The sequence below is a fragment of the Marivirga salinae genome (assembly GCF_030503855.1).
Classification (GTDB): Bacteria; Bacteroidota; Bacteroidia; order Cytophagales; family Cyclobacteriaceae; genus Marivirga; species Marivirga salinarum.
In genome coordinates this window covers 2,365,653-2,386,479 of the sequence record NZ_CP129971.1, presented here as the reverse complement: position 1 = coordinate 2,386,479, position 20,827 = coordinate 2,365,653, and the positions used below count along the sequence as shown (strand labels likewise).

Here is a 20,827-nt window from a genome sequence, read left to right as displayed (position 1 = left end):
TAAAATTTTAAAACCCTGTAAAGTTGATGACGCAAACTGAAAGCGAATATAAGCAAGTTATTGCGCTGTGTAAAGATGTTTTTGAAAAGAAAACCAAAGATTATGGTACTGCATGGAGAATCTTAAGATTACCTTCCATTACAGACCAAATTCTCATTAAAGCTCAACGGATTAGATCCATTCAAGAAAAAGGTGCCCAAAAAATTGAAGAAGACATCAGAAATGAATTTATTGGAATCATTAACTATTCAATAATTGCCATAATCCAAGAATCTCTTTCTGAAAATGCTCCTTTAGAAATTCCTGTGGAAGATTTAATGCCAAAATATGAGAAGGTTGCAGATGAAACTTTACAGTTATTATTGGATAAAAATCATGATTATGGTGAGGCTTGGAGAGATATGAGAATAAGCTCTATTACAGATATTATTTTGATGAAATTATATCGGGTGAAACAAATTGAAGATAATAAAGGTAAAACCCTCATATCCGAGCCTGTAAAAGCCAATTATCAGGATATGATTAATTATGCTGTTTTTTGTTTAATCAAACTTGAAGAAGAAAAGTAATTTATATATGAAAGTAATAATCGATATAGTACGGTATATAGTAGGTGGTTTATTCATCTTTAGTGGACTGGTAAAAGTTGTTGACCCTGTAGGAACCGCTATCAAGTTAGAAGAATATTTTGCAGTTTTTGCTGGCGATATCGCAGGTTTTTTCTCTGTTTTTGAGCCTTATGCTTTAGTAATCGGAATTATTTTAAATGTTCTAGAAGTAACATTAGGGGTAGCATTAATTATCAGATGGAGAGTTAGATACACGATGAATCTACTCAGCATTATGATTGTTTTCTTCACTTTTCTCACATTCTATACAGCCTATTTCAATAAAGTAACTGACTGTGGATGCTTTGGAGATGCTATTACCTTAACCCCTTGGCAATCATTCACTAAAGATGTTATTTTAGTTGTATTAATAGGCTTCCTATATCTCAACATTAGAAAAATCAAGGAAAGTACATTTGCCGCGAAAAACATTATAGTGGTATGTGTAACAGCCATAAGTTTATTGCTTTGTATATATGCGGTAAGACATTTACCACCAATTGATTTCAGAGCTTATAAAGTAGGTACTAATATTCCTGATGCGATGAAGGCAAAGGAGAACCCTAAATTTCAATATACTTTTGAAAAAGATGGAGAGGAAATTAAGTCTTATGAATATAAATCTGAAGAAGAAGGATATACTTTAACTGGTCATGAAATAACTAATCCTGATGCATCAACACCAAAAATAACGGATTTTGCTACTTGGAATGAATCAGGTGACAAAACTGAAACCGTAATGAATGGGAAGAAATTATGGATTGTAGCTTATGATATTTCAAAGGCAAACACGGAAGGACTAATTGACATAAATGGACTTCTTTCAAGACTTAGCCCTGATATTCAACCTATAATACTTACTTCCTCCTCAGCAGAGGATGTACTCAAAATAAGAGCTGAAAGAGGCATGAAAACGGACTTCTATTATGCTGATGCAACTGTTTTAAAAACTATCATTCGTTCTAATCCTGGGCTTGTTTTAGTGGAAGATGGTACAATTAAAGCAAAATGGCATTTCAATGATGTTCCTGATCCGATTGATATCACAGAAAAATTAAATTAATGCGTTATTTCCTTTTAGGTTTACCTGGTAGTGGAAAAAGTTACTGGGGAAAATTATGGGCTGAAAATATTAAAGTTCTTTATTTTGACCTAGATGAGGTTATAGAAACAAATGAAGGATTCAGCATTAACGAAATATTTCAAAATGAAGGAGAAGAACATTTTCGAAACTTAGAAACTTTCTATCTCAACAAATTAATTGATAATTACGAAGGCTTTATTCTCTCTACTGGTGGAGGAACTCCCTGCTTTAATAATAATATAAAGTTGATGAATGAAGAGGGAGTTAGCATTTTCTTAAATCCTCCTATTAAAGAAACGGCTAAAAGAATATGGAAACCCAATGGCGGGAATAAAAGACCGATGTTCTCGGAATGCAATTCTTTAAATGATGTTGAACTAATTTTAAATAGATTATACAAAAAAAGACTCCCCTTCTATCAAGAGGCTAATAAAGAATTGAATAAGTGGGATGAAAATTCACTGAAAGGATTAAAATAGAAATGCTGAAGTAAATATTTCAGCATTTCTATTTTGTGCTATTTAAAAGTTCCTCCCTAAAGTAAGCCTAAAATTTGAGATGTTAGAAGAAGATTCTACAACACTCCCTCCTCCATATGGTGAATAATTAGGATTATTAAATCGACTTAAACTATAAGTTATATCTGTTGTAAATCCATTTTTCAAAATACCTATTCCTCCACTGATAGCATCTCTACCTTGTTGAAAACCAGTATTATAAGGATTATCATAATATGCATAACCAACCCTAGCTCTAAAAATACCTAATCTACCTTCTAAACCTGTACGAATATTAAAAGTGCTTTTAAGATCTCTCCCAACTTCAGGCGTATCACCTCCAAAGGCACCGTTACTACTGTTAAATCGAGCAGATTCATAATCAACGTATTCTATATCCGTTGTAGCGAAACCATATTTAGACAAGAAAAAGGTTGCACCAGCCGACACCTTTTGTGGTATCATAAAACTATAAGCAGGAACCTCATTCAATAATTCTCTTTCAGGCTGACTACCATCAACAAAAAATGCCTGCATTCTAATATCTTGTGTTTCATTCATTGTCATTATAGTCGGAGTAGAATATGAAACACCTATATTGACCATATTAATTGGCTTATAAATTGCACCTAAGGTTAATCCCAGTCCTGCACCTGAAATAATGGTTTCTTCATCTATTTCATATTGGTTAAGTATTGAATTGGCTGGCGTTTCAGTAAATGTTTTCTCTTGTCTGAAATTAAGGAAATGTATATTAAGACCTGCACCAAGAAATAATTTATCATTATAATTAGCCCCGTAGGATAAATCCAAAGTTGTTAGGCCGCTGTAAGTATTAATATTTTCTCTTTGTGATGCGCTACTTAATTCGTTAAAATCATATCTATCAACTTCATACCCTAGGAGATTTCCATCTCCATCTTCTACATCAAAAATTACAAGTAAATCAATATAACTAGCTAAATCACTATAAGGATTAGAAAGAAAATCTTGAGTATATTCATCTTCAGACTGATATAACTTCAATTCTCCATCTTGATTAGTAAATGGAGAAAGCATATATTCCATAAAATCATTTGGAATCCCTGTATTAGGATCAGGATTAACTTCTCCACTATAATTAATATTATTATAATAACTTTGCTTTTGATTTATTGCAATTCCAAAAGTTCCTGAAACCCATTTTGATCCAGCATATTCTTCAAATCTATTATGAAAAACCATTCCCATGTTCGGAACTTGAATATTTCCTCCCATGTTCTGAGAGCTTTCCCCTTGGTACTCTGCATTGAAATCACCTATCCTCAAAACAGGAGAAATAGCCCAAGAAGACCTATTATAAAAACCTAAGCCAGCTGGATTTCCTGATATTGAAGAAATATCACCACCTAGAGAAACATTGGCTCCTCCTAATGCGACAAATCTAGCTGTTCCTCCTCCGTCCGTCTGACTATATCTTACAGCATCAGCAGTATAAGGAGAAATTTGAGCTATTGTATTATAAGAGCATAGAGTAGCAAGAAATATTATGAAGGAATATTTGAGCGTTTTCATATGATTGAATTTAATTTTGTGGTCAAATGGAATCTTTCAAGATTTTAATAACCTCATCTATATAGGAATCCCTTTATGGATACAAATAGAAATTAATTATTAGATCCGTGTCGATTTCAACGAAAAAAAGTTAATAGTGTCTATTTTAATTGACAGATTTTCTTTGGAAACTTTTAAGAATGAATTAATTATTAGAGATAAAAAAAGCACCTAAGGTTAGGTGCTTTTAAATATTATCATCCACCTCTTCCACCTCTTGAAGAGCTACTTCTAGAAGAACCGCTACTTCTTGAGCTGCTTCCTGAAGATCTGCTACTGGAGGAAGAAGACCTACCTACTGAACTACTGCTTCTTGAGCTAGAAGATGATCTACCTACTGATGAAGAGCTTCTACTGGATGATCCAGAAGATCTTCCATAAGAACTACTTCTACTTGAGCCCGATGATCTTCCGTATGAAGAATTACTTCCGCTAGAGCTATTTCCAAAAGATGAGCTTCTACCTGATGAGTAAGAAGATCTATTTGTTCTAGAGCTATTATAATATTGGCTACTGCTTCTTGTCGGAGTATTGCTTGATCTCGTTACATTAGAAGAATTATTTCTAACTGTTCTACTTCTATCACCAGAGTAAGATGCAGACCTAATATTATTATCTGAAGTAGATCTAGCATAAGCGGCTGTTCTTGAAGTTCTGCTATATGAATTATCACTTACACCTCTTGACCTAGCAGTAGCTGTCCTTGAATTACTTCTATCACCCGTTGAAGCAGTATATCTTGAACGATCAGAAGTTTGACTTACAACCCTAGTTCTATCAGTTCCTACATTTCTACTTGTATTATAAGTTTCTCTAGCGTTTCTAGAGGTATTATTAGCTACCCTTGAATTTCTACTTGTAGGGGTTGAACTTCTGCTTATTCTTGGACTACTACTATAAGTTCTAGTATTTCTATGACTATGGTTATCAGTTATATAATAGTTATTATATAATCCTGAATGATATCCATCATAAAAACCATTTCTATATCCACGGTTGTAACCCCAAGCATAACTTGAACCCCAATATGGTCTACCCCATGGGCTTCTATATGCATAAGGATTTCCCCAATAAGGGTCAAAGAATGGATCGTAGAATGGATCATAAAATCCTCTACCAAAACCAACTGACCAAGAAGATCTTCCCCAAGAATTGAATCCAAAACCAACATTAAATCCAGGTCTAAACATGAAAGGGTCATAAAAACCATACCCACCTCCGTACATCATCGGATTCATTCCTCCATAGTAATTAAAAACTTGAGTTTGGGCTAATCTTTCGCCAGTTTGAGGATTGCGACCATTTCTAGCAGCATTTTCATCATAATACCATCCTTCGTCTCCAGATTGCTCTGCAGCAGGAGGTGCTTGATTCAATTTAGCATTTTGTTCTTTTTCGCTATCCTTTAAATCACTAAAACTCTCATTAGATGATTCAAATTGATCATATGCGTAGCCTGATTTTTTTAATTCCTCAGCCTTACGCTTTTCTTCCAAGGCGATTTTTTTATTTAATTCCTTTCTATCTTCGGAAGTAAAATACAAGTCATCATTTTCTACTTTAAGATCAGATTGTCCAAATCCGACCTTCGGCAGAAAAAATATGCTAATTAATAATATAAAGCTTAAGGTTTTCATGGCTACATAATTTATAGTTTCTAATTTTACAACGATTATTATTGTAAATTGATTTCAATATATGAAAATCAATCGAGATAATAATCAATAAATAATGACACAAACTTCATACCAAAATTTATAAAATGGCAAAAGTATTACCAAAGAGAAGTGATGATTACTCACTATGGTACAATGAATTAGTAAAAAAAGCGGATTTAGCAGAGAACTCCGCAGTTAGAGGCTGCATGATCATTAAACCATATGGCTTTTCCATTTGGGAGAAAATGCAGCGAGAATTAGATGATATGTTTAAAGAAACAGGTCATCAGAATGCTTATTTCCCATTATTCATACCAAAATCATATTTAAGCAAAGAAGCTGACCATGTGGAAGGATTCGCTAAAGAGTGCGCAGTAGTTACTCATTATCGATTGAAAAATGATGAGAATGGAAAAGGAATTGTGGTTGATCCAGATGCTAAATTGGAAGAAGAACTTATAGTGAGACCTACTTCTGAAACTATTATATGGAATACATATAGAAATTGGGTGCAATCATATCGTGATCTGCCATTATTGATCAATCAATGGGCTAATGTAGTGCGCTGGGAAATGAGAACGCGTTTATTTTTAAGAACAGCGGAATTCTTATGGCAAGAAGGGCATACCGCTCATGCTACAAAACAAGAGGCCATAGAAGAAACTGAGACCATGATTAATATATATGCGGAATTTGCTGAAGAATTCATGGCTCTACCAGTTATTAAAGGCTTGAAATCTGAAAGTGAAAGATTTGCAGGTGCATTGGAAACCTATTGTATTGAAGGTTTAATGCAAGATGGGAAAGCTTTACAAGCTGGAACTTCTCACTTTTTAGGGCAGAATTTTGCAAAAGCTTTTGATGTGAAATTTGCCACAAAAGAAGGAAAGCAAGAATACGTTTGGGGAACTTCATGGGGTGTAAGCACCAGATTGATGGGCGCATTAGTGATGGCGCATTCTGATGATGAGGGCTTAGTATTACCTCCGCGCTTAGCGCCTATTCAGGTTGTAATTGTCCCTATTTATAAGACTGATGAAGACCAACAGAAAATTGCTGAAGTAGCTGAAAACCTTAAAAAATCATTAAAAAAGAAAAGGATTACTGTAAAATTTGATGATAGGGATACTCATAAGCCTGGATTTAAATTTGCAGAATGGGAATTAAAAGGAGTTCCATTGAGAATTGCTATTGGCCCTAGAGATTTAGAAAACGGAACAGTAGAATTAGCTCGAAGAGATACTAAAGAAAAGCAGACTGTAAATATTGAGGGAATTGAATCTGTAATTGAGGATACATTAGAATTAATTCAAGATAACATCTACAAAAAAGCTAAAGACTTCAGAACTGAAAACACTTTCAAAGTCGATACTTATGAAGATTTCAAGTCTCAACTAGAGAAAACAGGAGGTTTTATTAGTGCTCATTGGGATGGAACATCTGAAACAGAGGATAAAATAAAAGAGGAAACTAAAGCAACTATCCGTTGTATTCCTCTGGATGCCGAAGAAGAAAGCGGAAAATGTATTTATTCTGGTAAACCGTCAAATAAAAGAGTGCTTTTTGCAAAAGCTTACTGATTTTAACTATTTTTAATCATATTTTCAATCTATGATAGGTATTATATTTCTTATTCTCGCAGGTCTTTTGCTGATTATTGCTGAGTTAATTTTCGTTCCAGGTACAACTTTCGTTGGTGTGATCGGTCTATTACTCACTATTGTGGGTATTTTCATTGTATTTGATGACTATGGAAATACTGCAGGTTACTGGACTACAGCTGGAACAGTCTTGGTAACTATAGTTGGAATTGTCTACAGTTTCAAATCGAAATCATGGGACAGATTTTCCTTGAAATCTAGTATTCAAAGCAAAGTGAATGATGAAGATATTTTCACATTTCAAGTAGGTGAAAAAGGAAAAACAGTTTCTGATTTAAAACCTATTGGAAAAGCCGAAATTTTTGGCAAGATTTACGAAGTCAGAAGCAAAGGGGAATGGATAGGTGCAGGACAAGAGGTTAAAATAACCAGAATAGATTCTAAAAGAATATTTGTAGAACCAATTAAATAATATGGATACATCGTTAATTTTTATTGTAATAGCAGGAATAGTCTTATTTTTCGTATTCCTGTATTTTGTACCGATCAACTTGTGGATTACTGCAATTTTCTCAGGTGTAAAAGTAGGTTTGTTCGAACTTGTTTTTATGCGAATCAGAAAAGTTCCACCACGCATAATAGTGGAATCCATGATTACCGCTACCAAAGCAGGTTTAGAAGTCACCACCAATGAACTCGAAACCCACTATCTGGCAGGTGGAAATGTCCCCAACGTGATTAAAGCATTAATTTCAGCAGATAAAGCCAACATCACATTAGGATTTAAGCAAGCTACTGCTATTGACTTAGCAGGTAGAGATGTTTTTGAAGCGGTTCAAATTTCAGTTAATCCGAAAGTAATCACTACTCCAAAAGTTGCAGCAGTTGCAGCAGATGGAATTCAGCTAATTGCTATTGCAAGAGTAACAGTAAGAGCCAACATCCAGCAATTAGTAGGTGGTGCAGGAGAAGATACAATTCTAGCAAGAGTTGGAGAGGGTATCGTAACCTCAATCGGTTCAGCTGCATCTCATAAAAATGTATTAGAAAACCCTGATAAGATTTCAAAATTAGTATTGCAGAGAGGCTTAGATGCTGGAACTGCTTTTGAGATTTTATCAATCGACATTGCAGATGTGGATGTAGGAGCAAACATTGGTGCTAAACTACAGACAGATCAAGCCTCTGCAGACTTGAAAGTTGCAGAAGCAAAAGCAGAAGAAAGAAGAGCCATGGCTGTTGCAGAAGAGCAAGAAATGAAAGCTAAAGCTCAAGAAGCTAGAGCAAAAGTAATTGAAGCTGAAGCACAAGTTCCACAAGCCATAGCAGAATCATTCAGAAGTGGTAATTTAGGAGTTATGGATTACTACAGAATGCAAAATATTCAAGCCGACACTGATATGAGAGATTCTATATCAGGAAGTGATAAAGGATCAAGCTCAGGTAAAAAACCAAGTGGCGGAAAGAAAAATGATGATAAATAATAACAAAATATAATATTATAAAATGGCTCTTCTTTTCATTAAGTAGAGCCATTTTTTTTTAAATAAAAACCATTTCTAAATAATCTCTATTTACATTTCTTCAATCTTTTTTCTTATTTTCGGGCATGGCAAATACAATTAAATTTCAATTGATAGATGTGTTTACTTCAGAACCTTTTGGTGGTAATCCATTAGCTATTTTTGATAATGCGGATGACTTATCTGCTGAACAAATGCTTAAAATCGCAAAAGAATTAAACCTGTCAGAATCAGTATTTTTACATAAAGCTAGTGAAGAAGCTGATGTCAAAATGAGGATTTTTACTCCAGGAATGGAATTGCCAACAGCAGGACATCCAACTATAGGAACTGCATACTATCTTTTGAAAGAGAAAGGAATTAGCCCTAAAAAGGAAAATGAATTGCTCTTAGAACAAAATATTGGAAATCTGAAAGTACAATATGAAAAGAATGGAAATGAAATTTCTAAAATTCTGATGGAGCAACCCCTTCCCAAATTTGAACAGACTTTTAAGGATAAAAAACTAGTTGCGTCACTTTTATCGATAGAAGAAGATGAAATTGAGGAAGATTTCCCTTGTAGGATAGTGAATTGTGGGAATCCCTTTTTAATGGTGCCAGTCAGAACTTTAGCATCCGTTCAAAAGCTTAAATTAAATAATGAATTATTTAGTGAAATATTGGATGAAATATTTATCACAGGAGTTATGGCTTTTACCATGGAAACTCAAAACCAAGAGCATATAACACATAGTAGAATGTTTGCCCCTCATATTGGAGTGGCAGAAGATCCTGCAACGGGTAGTGCACATGGGCCATTAGCGTGTTATTTACATAATTACAATATGGTTGATTTAAGTAAGCTATCAATTGGCGAACAAGGTTATGAATTAGGACGGCCCAGTCAAGTGAAAATGAAAATTGTGCAAGAAGACGGAAGAATCTCTAAAGTAATGGTCGGTGGTTCTTGTGTTCAAATGGGAAGTGGAGAAATCAGGATACCAGAATAAATGGGAATTAAGAAAATATTTTTTGTTTGCCCCTACCCTTTTGATGAAGCGCCTAGTCAAAGATTCAGATTTGAACAATATCTCTCCATTCTAGAAAAAGCTGGTTATAAATATCAACTAGCCCCCTTCTTAAATTTAAAAGCATGGAATATTTTATATAAATCTGGAAATAGTATTCAAAAACTATTTTGGATCATGATATCGTTCATCAAACGCTTTCTATTATTATTTCAGCTCCAATCCTATGAGTTTATATTTATCCACAGAGAAGCTAGCCCAATTGGCCCACCATTCTTTGAGTGGGCAGTTCGCTTTATTTGGAAAAAAAAGATAATCTATGATTTTGATGATGCTATTTGGTTGGAAGATCCAAGTGAAATAGGAAGCTTAAAAGCAAGTATGAAATGGAAATCTAAAGTCAAAAGCATTTGCAAATGGAGCTATAAAGTAAGTTGTGGAAATGAATATTTAGCTCAATTTGCAAGAAATTTTAGCAAACAAGTAGTGCTCAACCCAACCACAATCGATACTGATTATCACAAAGAATTAAAAAATTCAAACACCCGTAAAATTTCAATTGGCTGGACAGGGACGCATTCTACCCTACCCTATTTGAAACCTCTCATCCCTGTTTTAGATAAGCTTTCCTTGGAATATGATTTTGAACTATTGGTGATTTCCAACCAAAAGCCTGATTTTGCTGTCAATTGTATGCGTTTTATACAATGGGACAAATCAAGTGAGATTGAAGATTTGAACCAAATTAATATTGGGGTTATGCCATTAAGCGATGATATTTGGAGTCAGGGTAAATGCGGTTTTAAATTATTACAATACATGGCCATCAAAAAACCAGTAGTGGCTTCCCCTGTGGGTGTCAATACAAAGATAATAAATGAAAGCCAGGCGGGATTTTTAGCAGAAACTGAAAAAGAATGGATTGCAGGAATTAGTAAACTTTTGGCTAATCCTGAACTTAGGAATGATTTAGGGAATAAAGGGAGATCCTATATAAAAGATTATTACTCTGTTCAATCCAATAAAAACACATTTTTAAGTTTATTTGGCTGAGCTTTACTATAAATCAAAAATTTCAATTAAATTTCAATACTTTTATCTATATGTCTTACCAAAACATAACATTATGAAAAGAATATTTACTATAATTTTAACGATTTTCGCAATTATTGCGAATAATAATCTTAATGCTCAAAATCAAAATTTTGAAAACGTACTAAACGGGGGTACAGCTGATGCCAATCTATATCTAAAAGAATTCATGAATCCAGTTGCTTATTCAATTGGGAATGGCCTTGCAAATGGATGGTATAATACAGCAAAGCCCCATAAGACTTTGGGCTTTGATTTAAGCTTTAATGTCAACTTGGCGACCATTCCAGATGTAGCTAAATCTTTTGAATTTTTAGAATCAGATTATTCAACTCTTCAAATAGATGGCCCAGCCACAAGTGCGTCTTTACCTACTTTTGCCGGAGGAGAGACAACAACAGAATTATTAATAAACGGTACTACTCAAACAATTGTGGCACCTTCGGGTATTGAAGAGCAACTAGGAGACTATCCCGGCCCACTAGCTATTCCAACACCAACAATCCAATTAGGGATTGGTATCATAAAAAACACTGACCTTATTATCCGATATACACCCGAAATAACGGCTGGAGATTTCAGTTTCCAATCATTTGGTTTTGGTGTAAAGCACGATTTCAAACAATGGATTCCAGGTATGAAATTATTACCTTTTGATTTATCAGCTTTAGCTGGGTATAATAATATATCTACCACTTATCAAATAGATGAGACTGCAGGTCAGTTTGCAGAATTTAATGCAAGCGCAACAACAGTTCAGGCAATAATATCGAAAAAACTATTGTTTTTCACCCCTTATGCGGGTGTTGGAGTGAACATTGTAAGATCAAATTTTGCATTAAATGGCACTTATGTAGTTGAGGAAAACGGAGAGACCATTGAATTGACAGATCCACTAGGTTTTGATTTTGATGGTAGTGGTGGACCAAGATTTACAGTTGGTTTTAGATTAAAATTTCTTTGGGCACTAGCTCTAAATGTTGATTACACTATACAAAAGTACAATACTTTATCTGTTGGATTTGGTATAAATGTTCGTTAAAAAAAGTAGATTAATATATTTATAGCACAGATCAAGCCATTGGTCTGTGTTTTTTTGCTTTTTATGGGGATACCATACATTTCATAATAAATTTGGGAAAATTGAGTTAATATTGTGGTTCAACTAACAAAAAGCATATTATGAAAAGTAAATTATTAGTTTTATTTATCTTATTATCTGTACAACAAGCTTATTCACAAATTGGAACTGGCAGTACGCTTATTGGAGGTAGCCTTCAATTCCAAAGTTTGGAAAGATTTAATACACAAGAGTTAAGACTCTTACCCAATGTACAGTATTTCATTAGTGATAATATTTCAATTGGTGGAAATTTAGGTTTTGTTACCGAAAGAAACAATTTAGGTCAAGATACTTACACTAGAACAAATACTTTCGTTTTTGGTCCTGAAGCTAGATATTACATAGATTTGGGTGAAAATGTTCACTTCTATGGAGCAGCAAGTCTTGGATTTGGTTTTGGTGGTTCAACTTTTATAGATGGAAATGATAGAACTGATACTGAGGACACCTCTACATTAAATTTCGGGGTAAATCCTGGAATTCTTTTTACACCAGGATCAAAAGTTGGATTTAATTTCGAACTAAATTTAATCTCTTTTGGCAGAAATTCGAGTACACCAGCTGGAGCAAATACAAGTACTGTATTTAACGGATTCACTTTTGGTACAAATACGTTTACACCAACTTTTGGTCTCTACTACATAATAGGCAATTAATTCATTTACTGAATAAAACCTCATTGGGAAAAAGCCCATGAGGTTTTATTTCAAACATTCACTGGCAAATATATCTTTGCCTTAGTCCATTCCCTTTGGTTGCTTTCAATATTCATAGTACCTCCTAGCTTCTTCAAAATCTCACGACTATTGTAGAGTCCCATGCCATTTCCGCTTGATAGTTCAGTTCCTCTATAAAACATATCAAAAATATAAGGCTTTACCTTTTCAGAAATGCCAATTCCATTATCTGTTATTTCAATCAAATGGAAGTCCTCATTTTGGGTCACCTTAATTTGAATTTCAAGTTGCTCCTTTCGAGTATCTCTGTATTGAAAACAATTTTTAAGCAAACATTTTATGATAATTCCTAAGCGGTCCGCATCAGTTTTAATAGTATAAGTTGTGGGTATTTCAAAATGAATTTTTGGATCTAAATCGTAAATATCATTTACAAACAATACCATTTGCTCAATAACATCTCGCAGGTTTACCTTTTCAAAATTAACATGGGTATGGATATTAGTGGCAACATTACTAATATCACTTACAAAACTATTTAACAGCCTCAAATTTAATCTTAAGTGATATTTTAATTCATTTACAGTTTGCACATCAGAAATTTCTATCACTTTTAACAAGCCTTCTAAAGATGCAATTGGTCCTCTAATGTTATGTGAGACGCTATAAAGAAATTTATCTAACTCATGATTGATTTGATTTAAAGCCAAATTTTGTTTTGTTATTTCCTCAGAGAAATTCAAATTTTCAGTTTTATCTTCTAAAATAAAGATAAACCCTTCTTCCAAACTATGTCTATGGCCTACAGGAAAGGCAGTAGCATTAATAAAAATTTCATCAGACTGCTTTACATTATGAATTACAAATGAAAATGAAACTTGCCCGCCCTCTTCATTCAATTTTGCAATTTTATCCCAGAATTGAGAAATATTTTTCACATAAATCGCATCAATAAAATTAAAATTCTTTTCAATCTCTCGACCAAATAAGGAATTGAATTTTTCATTATACCAAAGTGATTCAAAATTTCTATTAGTGTGTACTATCCCACTTGGTAGTTTATTTAATAAATCTTTATTAATTAATAATTCTTCAAAAAAATGATCGCTGGTTAATTCACTATATAGTTTATGGGAATTTACGTGTGGCGTTAATTCTAATATTTGAATCAAGGCTTTTCCTTCATTACGAAAAATAGGATTAAATAGAAAGACTTTATCATTCTGCTCAAACTGTACGCCTTCGATAAAGAAAGTCTCTTCAATGCTAACTTCAAATAATGCCAATGCATTCTGGAATTCTGAATGTTTTTTTACAAATTGCTGATTTACATTAAGAAATTGATTTGATCCCAAGTCAATAATGAACATAGGATCATATCCATTCTCAAAAAATTCTTTAAAAGCTTCAAAGTTCGCTTCCATCTTATTATCAACGGATACATATCTTTTTAGATTTTCCTTCAAGTCTTTTTGAAAATTTTGAATCATAAAGACAAAATTATAGGGGTTAAACTTAAAAGAAAAACAGCATAGCTTTAAAATATTACAATTGATCTAATAATAAAAAAGGCCAATATCTATTGTTTTCCAAGTACTTACGTCATTTTTATAGGTATTTTCACTTACTGATTTTTGAATATCATAAGTATTTACCCTAATTACCAATTTAATTATATTTCAAAATGAGATCAAATAATACAGTATGTTTCTACATATAATTATTAGGATTTAAGGTCGAAATTACTACAAATTAATGGTGGTTCTTGTAATGAAGCTTATCTTTGCGTAAAGAAAAAATTTCAGGAATTATGTACGGAAATCTTCAAGAAAAATTACAAGGCGAACTTAAACAATTAGAAAAAGACGGTCTTTATAAAAAAGAAAGAATCATTACTACTCCGCAGGGAGCTTCCATTAAAACTGATACAGGAAAAGAAGTATTAAACTTCTGTTCAAATAATTATTTAGGGCTTTCTTCTCATCCTAAGGTATTAGAAGCTGCAAAAAACACATTAGATAGCCATGGATTCGGCATGTCCTCCGTTAGATTTATTTGTGGCACACAGGATATACACAAAGAATTAGAACAAAAGATAGCTAAATTCTTGGGAATGGAAGACACCATTCTTTATGCAGCAGCATTTGATGCCAATGGTGGTGTATTTGAACCTATTTTAGGGCCAGAAGATGCCATTATTTCTGACTCGTTAAATCATGCTTCTATCATAGATGGAGTGAGGCTTTGTAAAGCTGCTAGATATCGATATCAGAATAATGATATGGCTGATTTGGAAGAACAATTGAAAAAAGCTAAGGATGCTAAAAGCAAAATCATAGTTACTGATGGCGTATTTTCCATGGATGGTTATGTTGCTCAATTGGATAAAATTTGTGATTTAGCTGATAAATATGATGCTTTGGTCATGGTTGATGACTGCCATGCTACAGGATTTATTGGAAAAACTGGAAGAGGAACTCATGAGTTAAATGATGTAATGGGTAGAGTCGACATCATTACGGGCACGCTAGGTAAAGCTTTAGGTGGCGCAATGGGTGGTTTCACAACAGGTAGAAAAGAAATCATTGATATGCTACGTCAAAAATCAAGACCTTATTTATTCTCTAATTCCTTGGCTCCATCAATTGTGGGCGCATCAATTGCGGTATTTGATTTATTAAGCAGCTCAACTGAATTAAGAGATAAGCTTGAAAACAATGTTAATTACTTTAAGGAAAATATTAAGAAAGCTGGCTTTGACATAAAAGACGGAGATTCAGCTATTGTTCCTATAATGGTTTATGACGCGGCATTATCTCAAAAATTTGCTGATAGACTTTTAGAAGAAGGAATCTATGTGATTGGTTTTTTCTTTCCGGTTGTGCCTAAAGAACAAGCAAGAATAAGAGTTCAATTATCTGCTGCTCATGAAAAAGAGCATTTAGATAAGGCAATTGAAGCATTTACAAGTGTTGGAAAGGAGCTTAATATTATCTAAAAAAAGAAATCCGTAGCAAGTATTACAAATTTGCTACGGATTTACAGTTTCTACAAATCACAAATTATACTCAGTTGCCTGTTTAGCTTCATATATTTTAAACATTGCCTTTATATAATCTTCCATTTCATCAGAAACTACTTTTATCTTTCCAGCAATATCATAAAGCTCTCCTCTATCAAATTGATTTAAGTCAATCAGATTAGTTAATCCTTTCATGCTTACAACTGGTCTTCTCATTACATGGGAGATATCAAATAAGATTTGATCTAAAGTAGCACAATAAGTGCGGTGAATACTGATGTCATTTATGACAGCCAAGCATTGATATATTCCAGTTTCCGAAAGTGACACATGTAGCTTGATTAGAAAATATTTTTTCTCTTGTCCATTTACCAAATAGGGATAAACATATTCAATACTTTGATCATTTTTTGAACGTACTATCATTTTAGTAAAGGAGACCAAATCCATCTGTAAAAGTGGCTCTATCATTTCAGATGAATTACCTGCATAATTTAGAAAAGCTGGATGATTCCTAATTAAATATTTACTGAATTGGTAATCCAATAATTCAGCATTTTTATCAATACTAAAATTAAAGAAAGCTGCGGGCAATTGGTCAAAATTAATTTGATGGATTTGAGAAAATGTATTTTCACTAATTAGTTTATCATAAAGATCTGTTATATGTTGACCAATGCTTTCAATTTGATGAACTATCGATTCAAAATCATAAGTTTGATCAGATGACATATTTAATCCCAAGACCCCTATTCTATTATCGTTATCATCTATTAAAGGAAGAAGATAAACATGAGTATTTTTATCATTCTCAGTAAAAAATTGAATATCACGAATTAAAGTGTGTAGCCGTGCATTGGAAACATAAATTACATCTGAATGTAAAGATTCAAATTTTTGCTTTAGTTGTTGTCCATCCAAATTTTCAGATTGATAAAAACCATTATTTTGATTATAAACTTGATTAAAATCCTCATTCCATAATGATAAAAAGACTTGATCTGCTTTTACGAGCTTAAAAAGCATTTTGAGAATCGAATCCATTTGTTCGTGCAATATCTGCAAGCGGGATTCAAAAATTTGGCTAGTATTTATTTTAGGTAAACTCATGAGCAAAAGGGGTTAAATAAATCAGCAGTTATCCATAATTAATATTTAATTAAACTGACCAAGATGAGAACCTAATTCATGAATGATATTCAATATATCCCACATTCTGGAATATCAATTTTGAAAGGTATTAAAAAAACCTGCTAAGACGGGACAATGACTGAATAACAACAATAGGGGAGAAGTTATACTTTCATTTTAGCTGTCCCGACCTAGTCAGGTAATGTCGCCTATATATAAAAAGTCTTGGTTGTTTTTTATTATTATTTCACTGGCGACATTTCAAAGGTAAGAAGGGAAATCTTAATAAAAAACACCATTTTAGGGGTAAAATAAAACTTTTTTGGGGGTATAAAATATACCCAAATGGGGGTATTTAACACCACTACATTAGAATAATACAATTTTGACATACGTCAAAAATAAAACTGTAAAACCACTAAAAAGGGCTCATAAACAAATTTGAGTATCTTTTCAGTATTCCAAACGCCCAGTATAAGTCTTTATTTTAGTAAGGATCAATAGTGAAAGCAGCTGTCAAAACCACCAAATAGGTATTGAAGTAACCCTCAATTAAGTATAAAAAACCCCTAAATAGGTGTTTTAGAACAAATTAAAACATTCTAATATTGTATATTATAATTAGGGAAAACAAAAAAGAAAAATTATGAAAGCTTTAAAAACAATCAAATTCGTATTAATAATAGCCGCTATGTTCACTTTTTCAGCATGTGAATTAATTGAAGAACCAGATTTTGATACTACTGAGACTGGAAAAACTGAAGCTGAAACTAGTGAAATGGGAGAGTAATACATTTTTAAATTATACATTTGATTAGTAACTTTAAATATGAAAAGGTTACTAATCTTTTTTTTACTTTTTATAACAATAAGCAATTCAATATTTGCTCAAAAATCTTTGGAAAAGCTTTTTGAAAAAGCGAAAGAACTTAGAAAAGAGAATAAGATTGACTCCTCTATTTCTATCTTTAAAAAGATCATTTCAAGCGAAGCAGAATCCCAAAACATATCTAACTTAACTGGAAGTTCACTAAATTATCTTGGATTAATTTATGAAAACAGAGATAACAAGGAAAATGCCTTAAAATACTATTATAAGTCAATAGAAGTTAACCAAGAAGTTGGAAACTTACTTGGTTTAGTTAGCAATTATAACAATCTAGCAAATTACTATTTGGCAGACCGTAAAGAATTAGCTTTAAAATATTACCAAAAGGCTTTTGATTTATTACCCAACAAAAATGAAGGCAAAAGAGCAGGAATCCTTAGCCAAAACATTGGTGTTCTTTACTCTTCAAAAGATTTTGTGCGATTCAACTATGATTCAGCAGTATATTATTATCTAAATGCTTTAAAAGTATCTAAAGCAATCAATGACTCTTCCAATATTTCTAAGTTATATCACAATCTTGGCTTGTTATATGAAGAAAATGAAAACCTAGATGCTGCTTTAAGCAATTATAAAAGTTCACTAATTATAAAAAAAGCACTTCAAGATAAAGATGGAATAGCAACTACATTAATGGGAATAGGAAATATCTACCTTAAACAAGAAAAATTTAAAGAAAGCTATGCGAGTTATGTAAAAAGTCTAGAGTTATCTAAATCTGTTGGAAACCCACATCGAGAAATGAATCTTTACTCCAATATGGTAAAAGCAAAAATGGGAGTCGGAGCTGTTGATGAAGCCTCTCTCCTATTTCAAAAATACAATAATCTTAGAGATTCCCTTTATGACAATGAAAAAATGGAGGAAATAAAAGATTTAGAAACCAAATATGAAACTGAAAGGAAAGAAGAAGAGATCCGGGCACAACAAATTGCCATCGAACGTGAAAATTTTCAGAAAAATCTATTCCTGAGCTTAAGTATTTTATTGATTATATTAATAATATCAACCATTTGGTTCTTCATTCAGAAACAAAAATATTTGAAGCGATTAAAAAATGAAGAAATCACCAATATGAAAGCTGAGCAAGAATTAAAAGAACTCAACGCTATGATGCATGGACAAGAGGAAGAAAGAAACCGAATAGCCAGTGACCTTCATGATAAATTAGGGGCTAGATTATCTTCTATTAAGCTTCTGTTTCAATCAAGTGATAAACAGATAGCCGCTGAAAAGGTAATGGAAAATATAAATGAGGCTATAAAAGAAACAAGAGAAATATCTCATAATCTTTCTACTGACCTATTAAGCAGATTTGGATTAGAAACAGCCATTAAAGACACTATTAGAACAATTAATGAAGCAGAAAGAATAAACGCTGATTTAGCTATTTATGGCCTACAAAAAAGATTACCTCTTGAAGTAGAGCGAAATATCTATCATGTAATATTGGAATTAATCAACAATACTATAAAGCATGCTGAAGCAAACAATATCAATTTACAAATAAGTCAAGCAGAAAATGAAATTAGTGTATTCTATGAAGATGATGGAATCGGATTTGATGTTCAGAATGTAGTAGATTCCGGCATGGGAATGAGAAGTATTTATGCAAGAGTGAATACTATAAATGGAGCAGTATATTTTAATTCAAAGCCTGGTGGCGGTATAAATGTAGTAATGAGCATTCCAGTGATAACTGACTATGAGAGCGAAGAACCTGAGGGTAAACAATCAAAACTAGCTTAAGGTAAATTGAACATCTACTGCTTACTCCACCTTATTCCTAGATAAAATAGATTTTAGATCAATTTTTTTATTCTGCTTTTTGCTATTTCTATACCATAAAATTCCAATCACCATAGCCACTAAATACGGGGCTGCAAATAGATAAAGAATACCGAAGTTCAATGAACTAGCAATTCCGATTTCGCCATTATTTACGTTGTTCTCTACTGTGGCTCTGCACATGGCACATTGAGCTACAGTTTCACTTAGATTAAGAATAATAAATGCAAATAATAATAGAAACTTTTTCATCTAGTCAATTTTAAATAGAACCACAAAACATTTTAATGAGTTCTGTTCAGTTTAGATAATATGGACTAATCATTAGATAAACTATAACTCCAGAAATGGAAACAATCAACCAAATAGGAAAAGTCCACTTAACTATTTTTTTATGCTTTTCTATTTTATCAGTCAATGCATAATAGAATGCAAAAAGAACAAATGGAACCACAACCGCTGCTAAAATTATATGTGGTAATAAAATACCTACATACAATCCTCTCCACCACATTAGATCTTTAGTTTTTTCAGCATCATCTAAAACTCCATTTCCATTTATATCTCCGTAAATAGTAGAATCAGCTGTAGAATGATATATCACATAACTTACTAAAAAAAGACTCCCAAAAGTAAAAGCAATAGACATCATACTCTTATGAGCCTTAATGTTTTTTTGCTTGATAAAATACAATCCTAATAATAATACAACAGTTGTGATAGAATTAAAAGTAGCATTCAGATGTGGGAGAATATAAACCCAATCACCAGCACCTTGTATTTTTTCGGGTGCGAATATAAGAATTGCAACAACTACAGGAATTGCAATGGATAAAACCCAAATTAATTTAATATATGATTTTTGCTTACCGTTTACTGATTCCATTTATCTATTACTTAATAAAACTCTTATTTCTAATATCAATCTGTCTACTTCTTTTGTTTCATAACCATCATAATAGCCCCTGATTCTATTTTCTTCATCTAATAAAACCAAAGTATGATCAAAAGCTATAATTTCCTCAGTTGGATGTTCCCCCTCCCAATCTTGAGTTGGAAATGCATAAATACAGTTTACAAAAACATCTTTTTCAGCTGTTGGATAAAGATACGTTTCAGATCTTTGGCCTGGTAAAAATGCTTTGCTTACTTTCATCTCACCCATTTTATTTGTGATTGCTTCAAAGCTTAAAAGATTAATAGACAACTCATCAAAAGTATTAAAGACTCTATTCAACTCATTTTTCAATGTTTGAATCTCTGAATCTTGAGGATTAGGAAAATGGATTATTTTAAAATCAGCATTATAAATATCTTCCAGCTTAAATGAATCTTGTAAATTCAAGCTAAATACTTGAACAGAGTTACTCTTTACTGTTGAATCATTACAAAACTTTTTCTCTGCATTCTCAAAAAACACAGGCAATGCAAATTCATTTTGCCCATAAGATCGCAAAAACAAGTAAAGAATTACTGGAAAAGTAAGTGTAAACAGTAGAATTAAAATTTTTGACTTCTTCATAAACAAAAA

At 32.7% G+C, this 20,827-nt stretch carries 20 protein-coding genes; 13 read left to right on the top strand and 7 right to left on the bottom strand.

Annotated elements, in window-relative coordinates; all coding sequences use genetic code 11:
• The first annotated feature begins 23 nt into the window (after positions 1–23).
• From QYS49_RS10050 to QYS49_RS10040, 3 genes are read left to right on the top strand one after another with little or no spacing between them, the layout of a single operon-like run.
• A complete protein-coding gene (locus tag QYS49_RS10050) occupies positions 24–569 on the top strand; it encodes a DUF1599 domain-containing protein (RefSeq protein ID WP_308347099.1) in 546 nt (181 codons plus the stop codon).
• Positions 570–576: 7 nt separating this feature from the next.
• Positions 577–1,671 carry a BT_3928 family protein gene (locus QYS49_RS10045; protein WP_308347098.1) on the top strand — a complete coding sequence of 365 codons (1,095 nt, stop codon included), beginning with the start codon at positions 577–579 and terminating at the stop codon, positions 1,669–1,671.
• Positions 1,671–2,171 carry a shikimate kinase gene (locus QYS49_RS10040; RefSeq protein ID WP_308347097.1) on the top strand — a complete coding sequence of 167 codons (501 nt, stop codon included), beginning with the start codon at positions 1,671–1,673 and terminating at the stop codon, positions 2,169–2,171. Before QYS49_RS10045 ends, QYS49_RS10040 begins: the two co-directional genes overlap by 1 nt.
• Before the next feature lie 42 nt (positions 2,172–2,213).
• Here QYS49_RS10040 and QYS49_RS10035 read toward each other — a convergent pair whose 3' ends face one another.
• Together QYS49_RS10035 and QYS49_RS10030 are read right to left on the bottom strand one after the other, a co-directional pair.
• Positions 2,214–3,743 carry an OmpP1/FadL family transporter gene (locus QYS49_RS10035; protein ID WP_308347096.1) on the bottom strand — a complete coding sequence of 510 codons (1,530 nt, stop codon included), beginning with the start codon at positions 3,741–3,743 and terminating at the stop codon, positions 2,214–2,216.
• Between the two features lie 236 nt (positions 3,744–3,979).
• A complete protein-coding gene (locus QYS49_RS10030; protein ID WP_308347095.1) occupies positions 3,980–5,419 on the bottom strand; it encodes a hypothetical protein in 1,440 nt (479 codons plus the stop codon).
• A gap of 125 nt (positions 5,420–5,544) precedes the next feature.
• Here QYS49_RS10030 and proS point away from each other — a divergent pair, with 125 nt between their 5' ends.
• The 7 genes from proS (at position 5,545) to QYS49_RS09995 (ending at position 12,445) form a co-directional block, all read left to right on the top strand.
• The gene (gene proS / locus QYS49_RS10025; protein WP_308347094.1) at positions 5,545–7,020 is read left to right on the top strand and encodes a proline--tRNA ligase; all 1,476 of its coding nucleotides are present in this window, start codon (positions 5,545–5,547) and stop codon (positions 7,018–7,020) included.
• A gap of 31 nt (positions 7,021–7,051) precedes the next feature.
• Positions 7,052–7,513 (top strand): NfeD family protein, encoded by a 462-nt coding sequence (locus QYS49_RS10020; RefSeq protein ID WP_308347093.1) that lies wholly within the window; start codon positions 7,052–7,054, stop codon positions 7,511–7,513.
• Between the two features lies 1 nt (position 7,514).
• Entirely contained in the window at positions 7,515–8,525 is a 1,011-nt protein-coding gene (gene floA, locus QYS49_RS10015) for a flotillin-like protein FloA (RefSeq protein ID WP_308347092.1), read from the top strand.
• A gap of 125 nt (positions 8,526–8,650) precedes the next feature.
• Positions 8,651–9,556, top strand: a complete 906-nt coding sequence (locus QYS49_RS10010) for a PhzF family phenazine biosynthesis protein (RefSeq protein ID WP_308347091.1) — start codon at positions 8,651–8,653, stop codon at positions 9,554–9,556.
• Positions 9,557–10,627 carry a glycosyltransferase gene (locus tag QYS49_RS10005; protein ID WP_308347090.1) on the top strand — a complete coding sequence of 357 codons (1,071 nt, stop codon included), beginning with the start codon at positions 9,557–9,559 and terminating at the stop codon, positions 10,625–10,627.
• Between the two features lie 73 nt (positions 10,628–10,700).
• Entirely contained in the window at positions 10,701–11,708 is a 1,008-nt protein-coding gene (locus QYS49_RS10000; RefSeq protein WP_308347089.1) for a DUF6588 family protein, read from the top strand.
• A gap of 140 nt (positions 11,709–11,848) precedes the next feature.
• Complete coding sequence (locus QYS49_RS09995; RefSeq protein WP_308347088.1) at positions 11,849–12,445, top strand: outer membrane beta-barrel protein; 597 nt, start codon at positions 11,849–11,851, stop codon at positions 12,443–12,445.
• A 50-nt stretch (positions 12,446–12,495) separates the two neighbouring features.
• Here the strand turns inward: QYS49_RS09995 and QYS49_RS09990 are convergent, their stop codons facing one another.
• Positions 12,496–13,956, bottom strand: coding sequence for a sensor histidine kinase (locus QYS49_RS09990; protein WP_308347087.1), 1,461 nt, complete (start codon positions 13,954–13,956; stop codon positions 12,496–12,498).
• A gap of 320 nt (positions 13,957–14,276) precedes the next feature.
• Between QYS49_RS09990 and kbl the strand changes: the two genes are divergently transcribed.
• Entirely contained in the window at positions 14,277–15,464 is a 1,188-nt protein-coding gene (gene kbl / locus QYS49_RS09985) for a glycine C-acetyltransferase (RefSeq protein WP_308351581.1), read from the top strand.
• 57 nt (positions 15,465–15,521) lie between these two features.
• Here the strand turns inward: kbl and QYS49_RS09980 are convergent, their stop codons facing one another.
• On the bottom strand, positions 15,522–16,514 hold the full coding sequence (locus QYS49_RS09980; RefSeq protein ID WP_308347086.1) for a hypothetical protein: 993 nt from the start codon (positions 16,512–16,514) through the stop codon (positions 15,522–15,524).
• A 751-nt stretch (positions 16,515–17,265) separates the two neighbouring features.
• On the opposite strand from QYS49_RS09980, the gene QYS49_RS09975 reads away from it, so the two are divergent.
• Both QYS49_RS09975 and QYS49_RS09970 read left to right on the top strand, forming a co-directional pair.
• The gene (locus QYS49_RS09975) at positions 17,266–17,409 is read left to right on the top strand and encodes a hypothetical protein (RefSeq protein WP_308347085.1); all 144 of its coding nucleotides are present in this window, start codon (positions 17,266–17,268) and stop codon (positions 17,407–17,409) included.
• Positions 17,410–17,448: 39 nt separating this feature from the next.
• The gene (locus QYS49_RS09970) at positions 17,449–19,257 is read left to right on the top strand and encodes a tetratricopeptide repeat-containing sensor histidine kinase (RefSeq protein WP_308347084.1); all 1,809 of its coding nucleotides are present in this window, start codon (positions 17,449–17,451) and stop codon (positions 19,255–19,257) included.
• Positions 19,258–19,278: 21 nt separating this feature from the next.
• Here QYS49_RS09970 and QYS49_RS09965 read toward each other — a convergent pair whose 3' ends face one another.
• From QYS49_RS09965 to QYS49_RS09955, 3 genes are read right to left on the bottom strand one after another with little or no spacing between them, the layout of a single operon-like run.
• On the bottom strand, positions 19,279–19,548 hold the full coding sequence (locus tag QYS49_RS09965) for a CAMCR motif-containing small membrane protein (RefSeq protein ID WP_308347083.1): 270 nt from the start codon (positions 19,546–19,548) through the stop codon (positions 19,279–19,281).
• 46 nt (positions 19,549–19,594) lie between these two features.
• Positions 19,595–20,182 carry a DUF420 domain-containing protein gene (locus QYS49_RS09960; protein WP_308347082.1) on the bottom strand — a complete coding sequence of 196 codons (588 nt, stop codon included), beginning with the start codon at positions 20,180–20,182 and terminating at the stop codon, positions 19,595–19,597.
• Positions 20,183–20,818, bottom strand: coding sequence for a hypothetical protein (locus QYS49_RS09955; protein ID WP_308347081.1), 636 nt, complete (start codon positions 20,816–20,818; stop codon positions 20,183–20,185). It abuts the gene before it with no gap.
• Positions 20,819–20,827 lie beyond the last annotated feature (9 nt).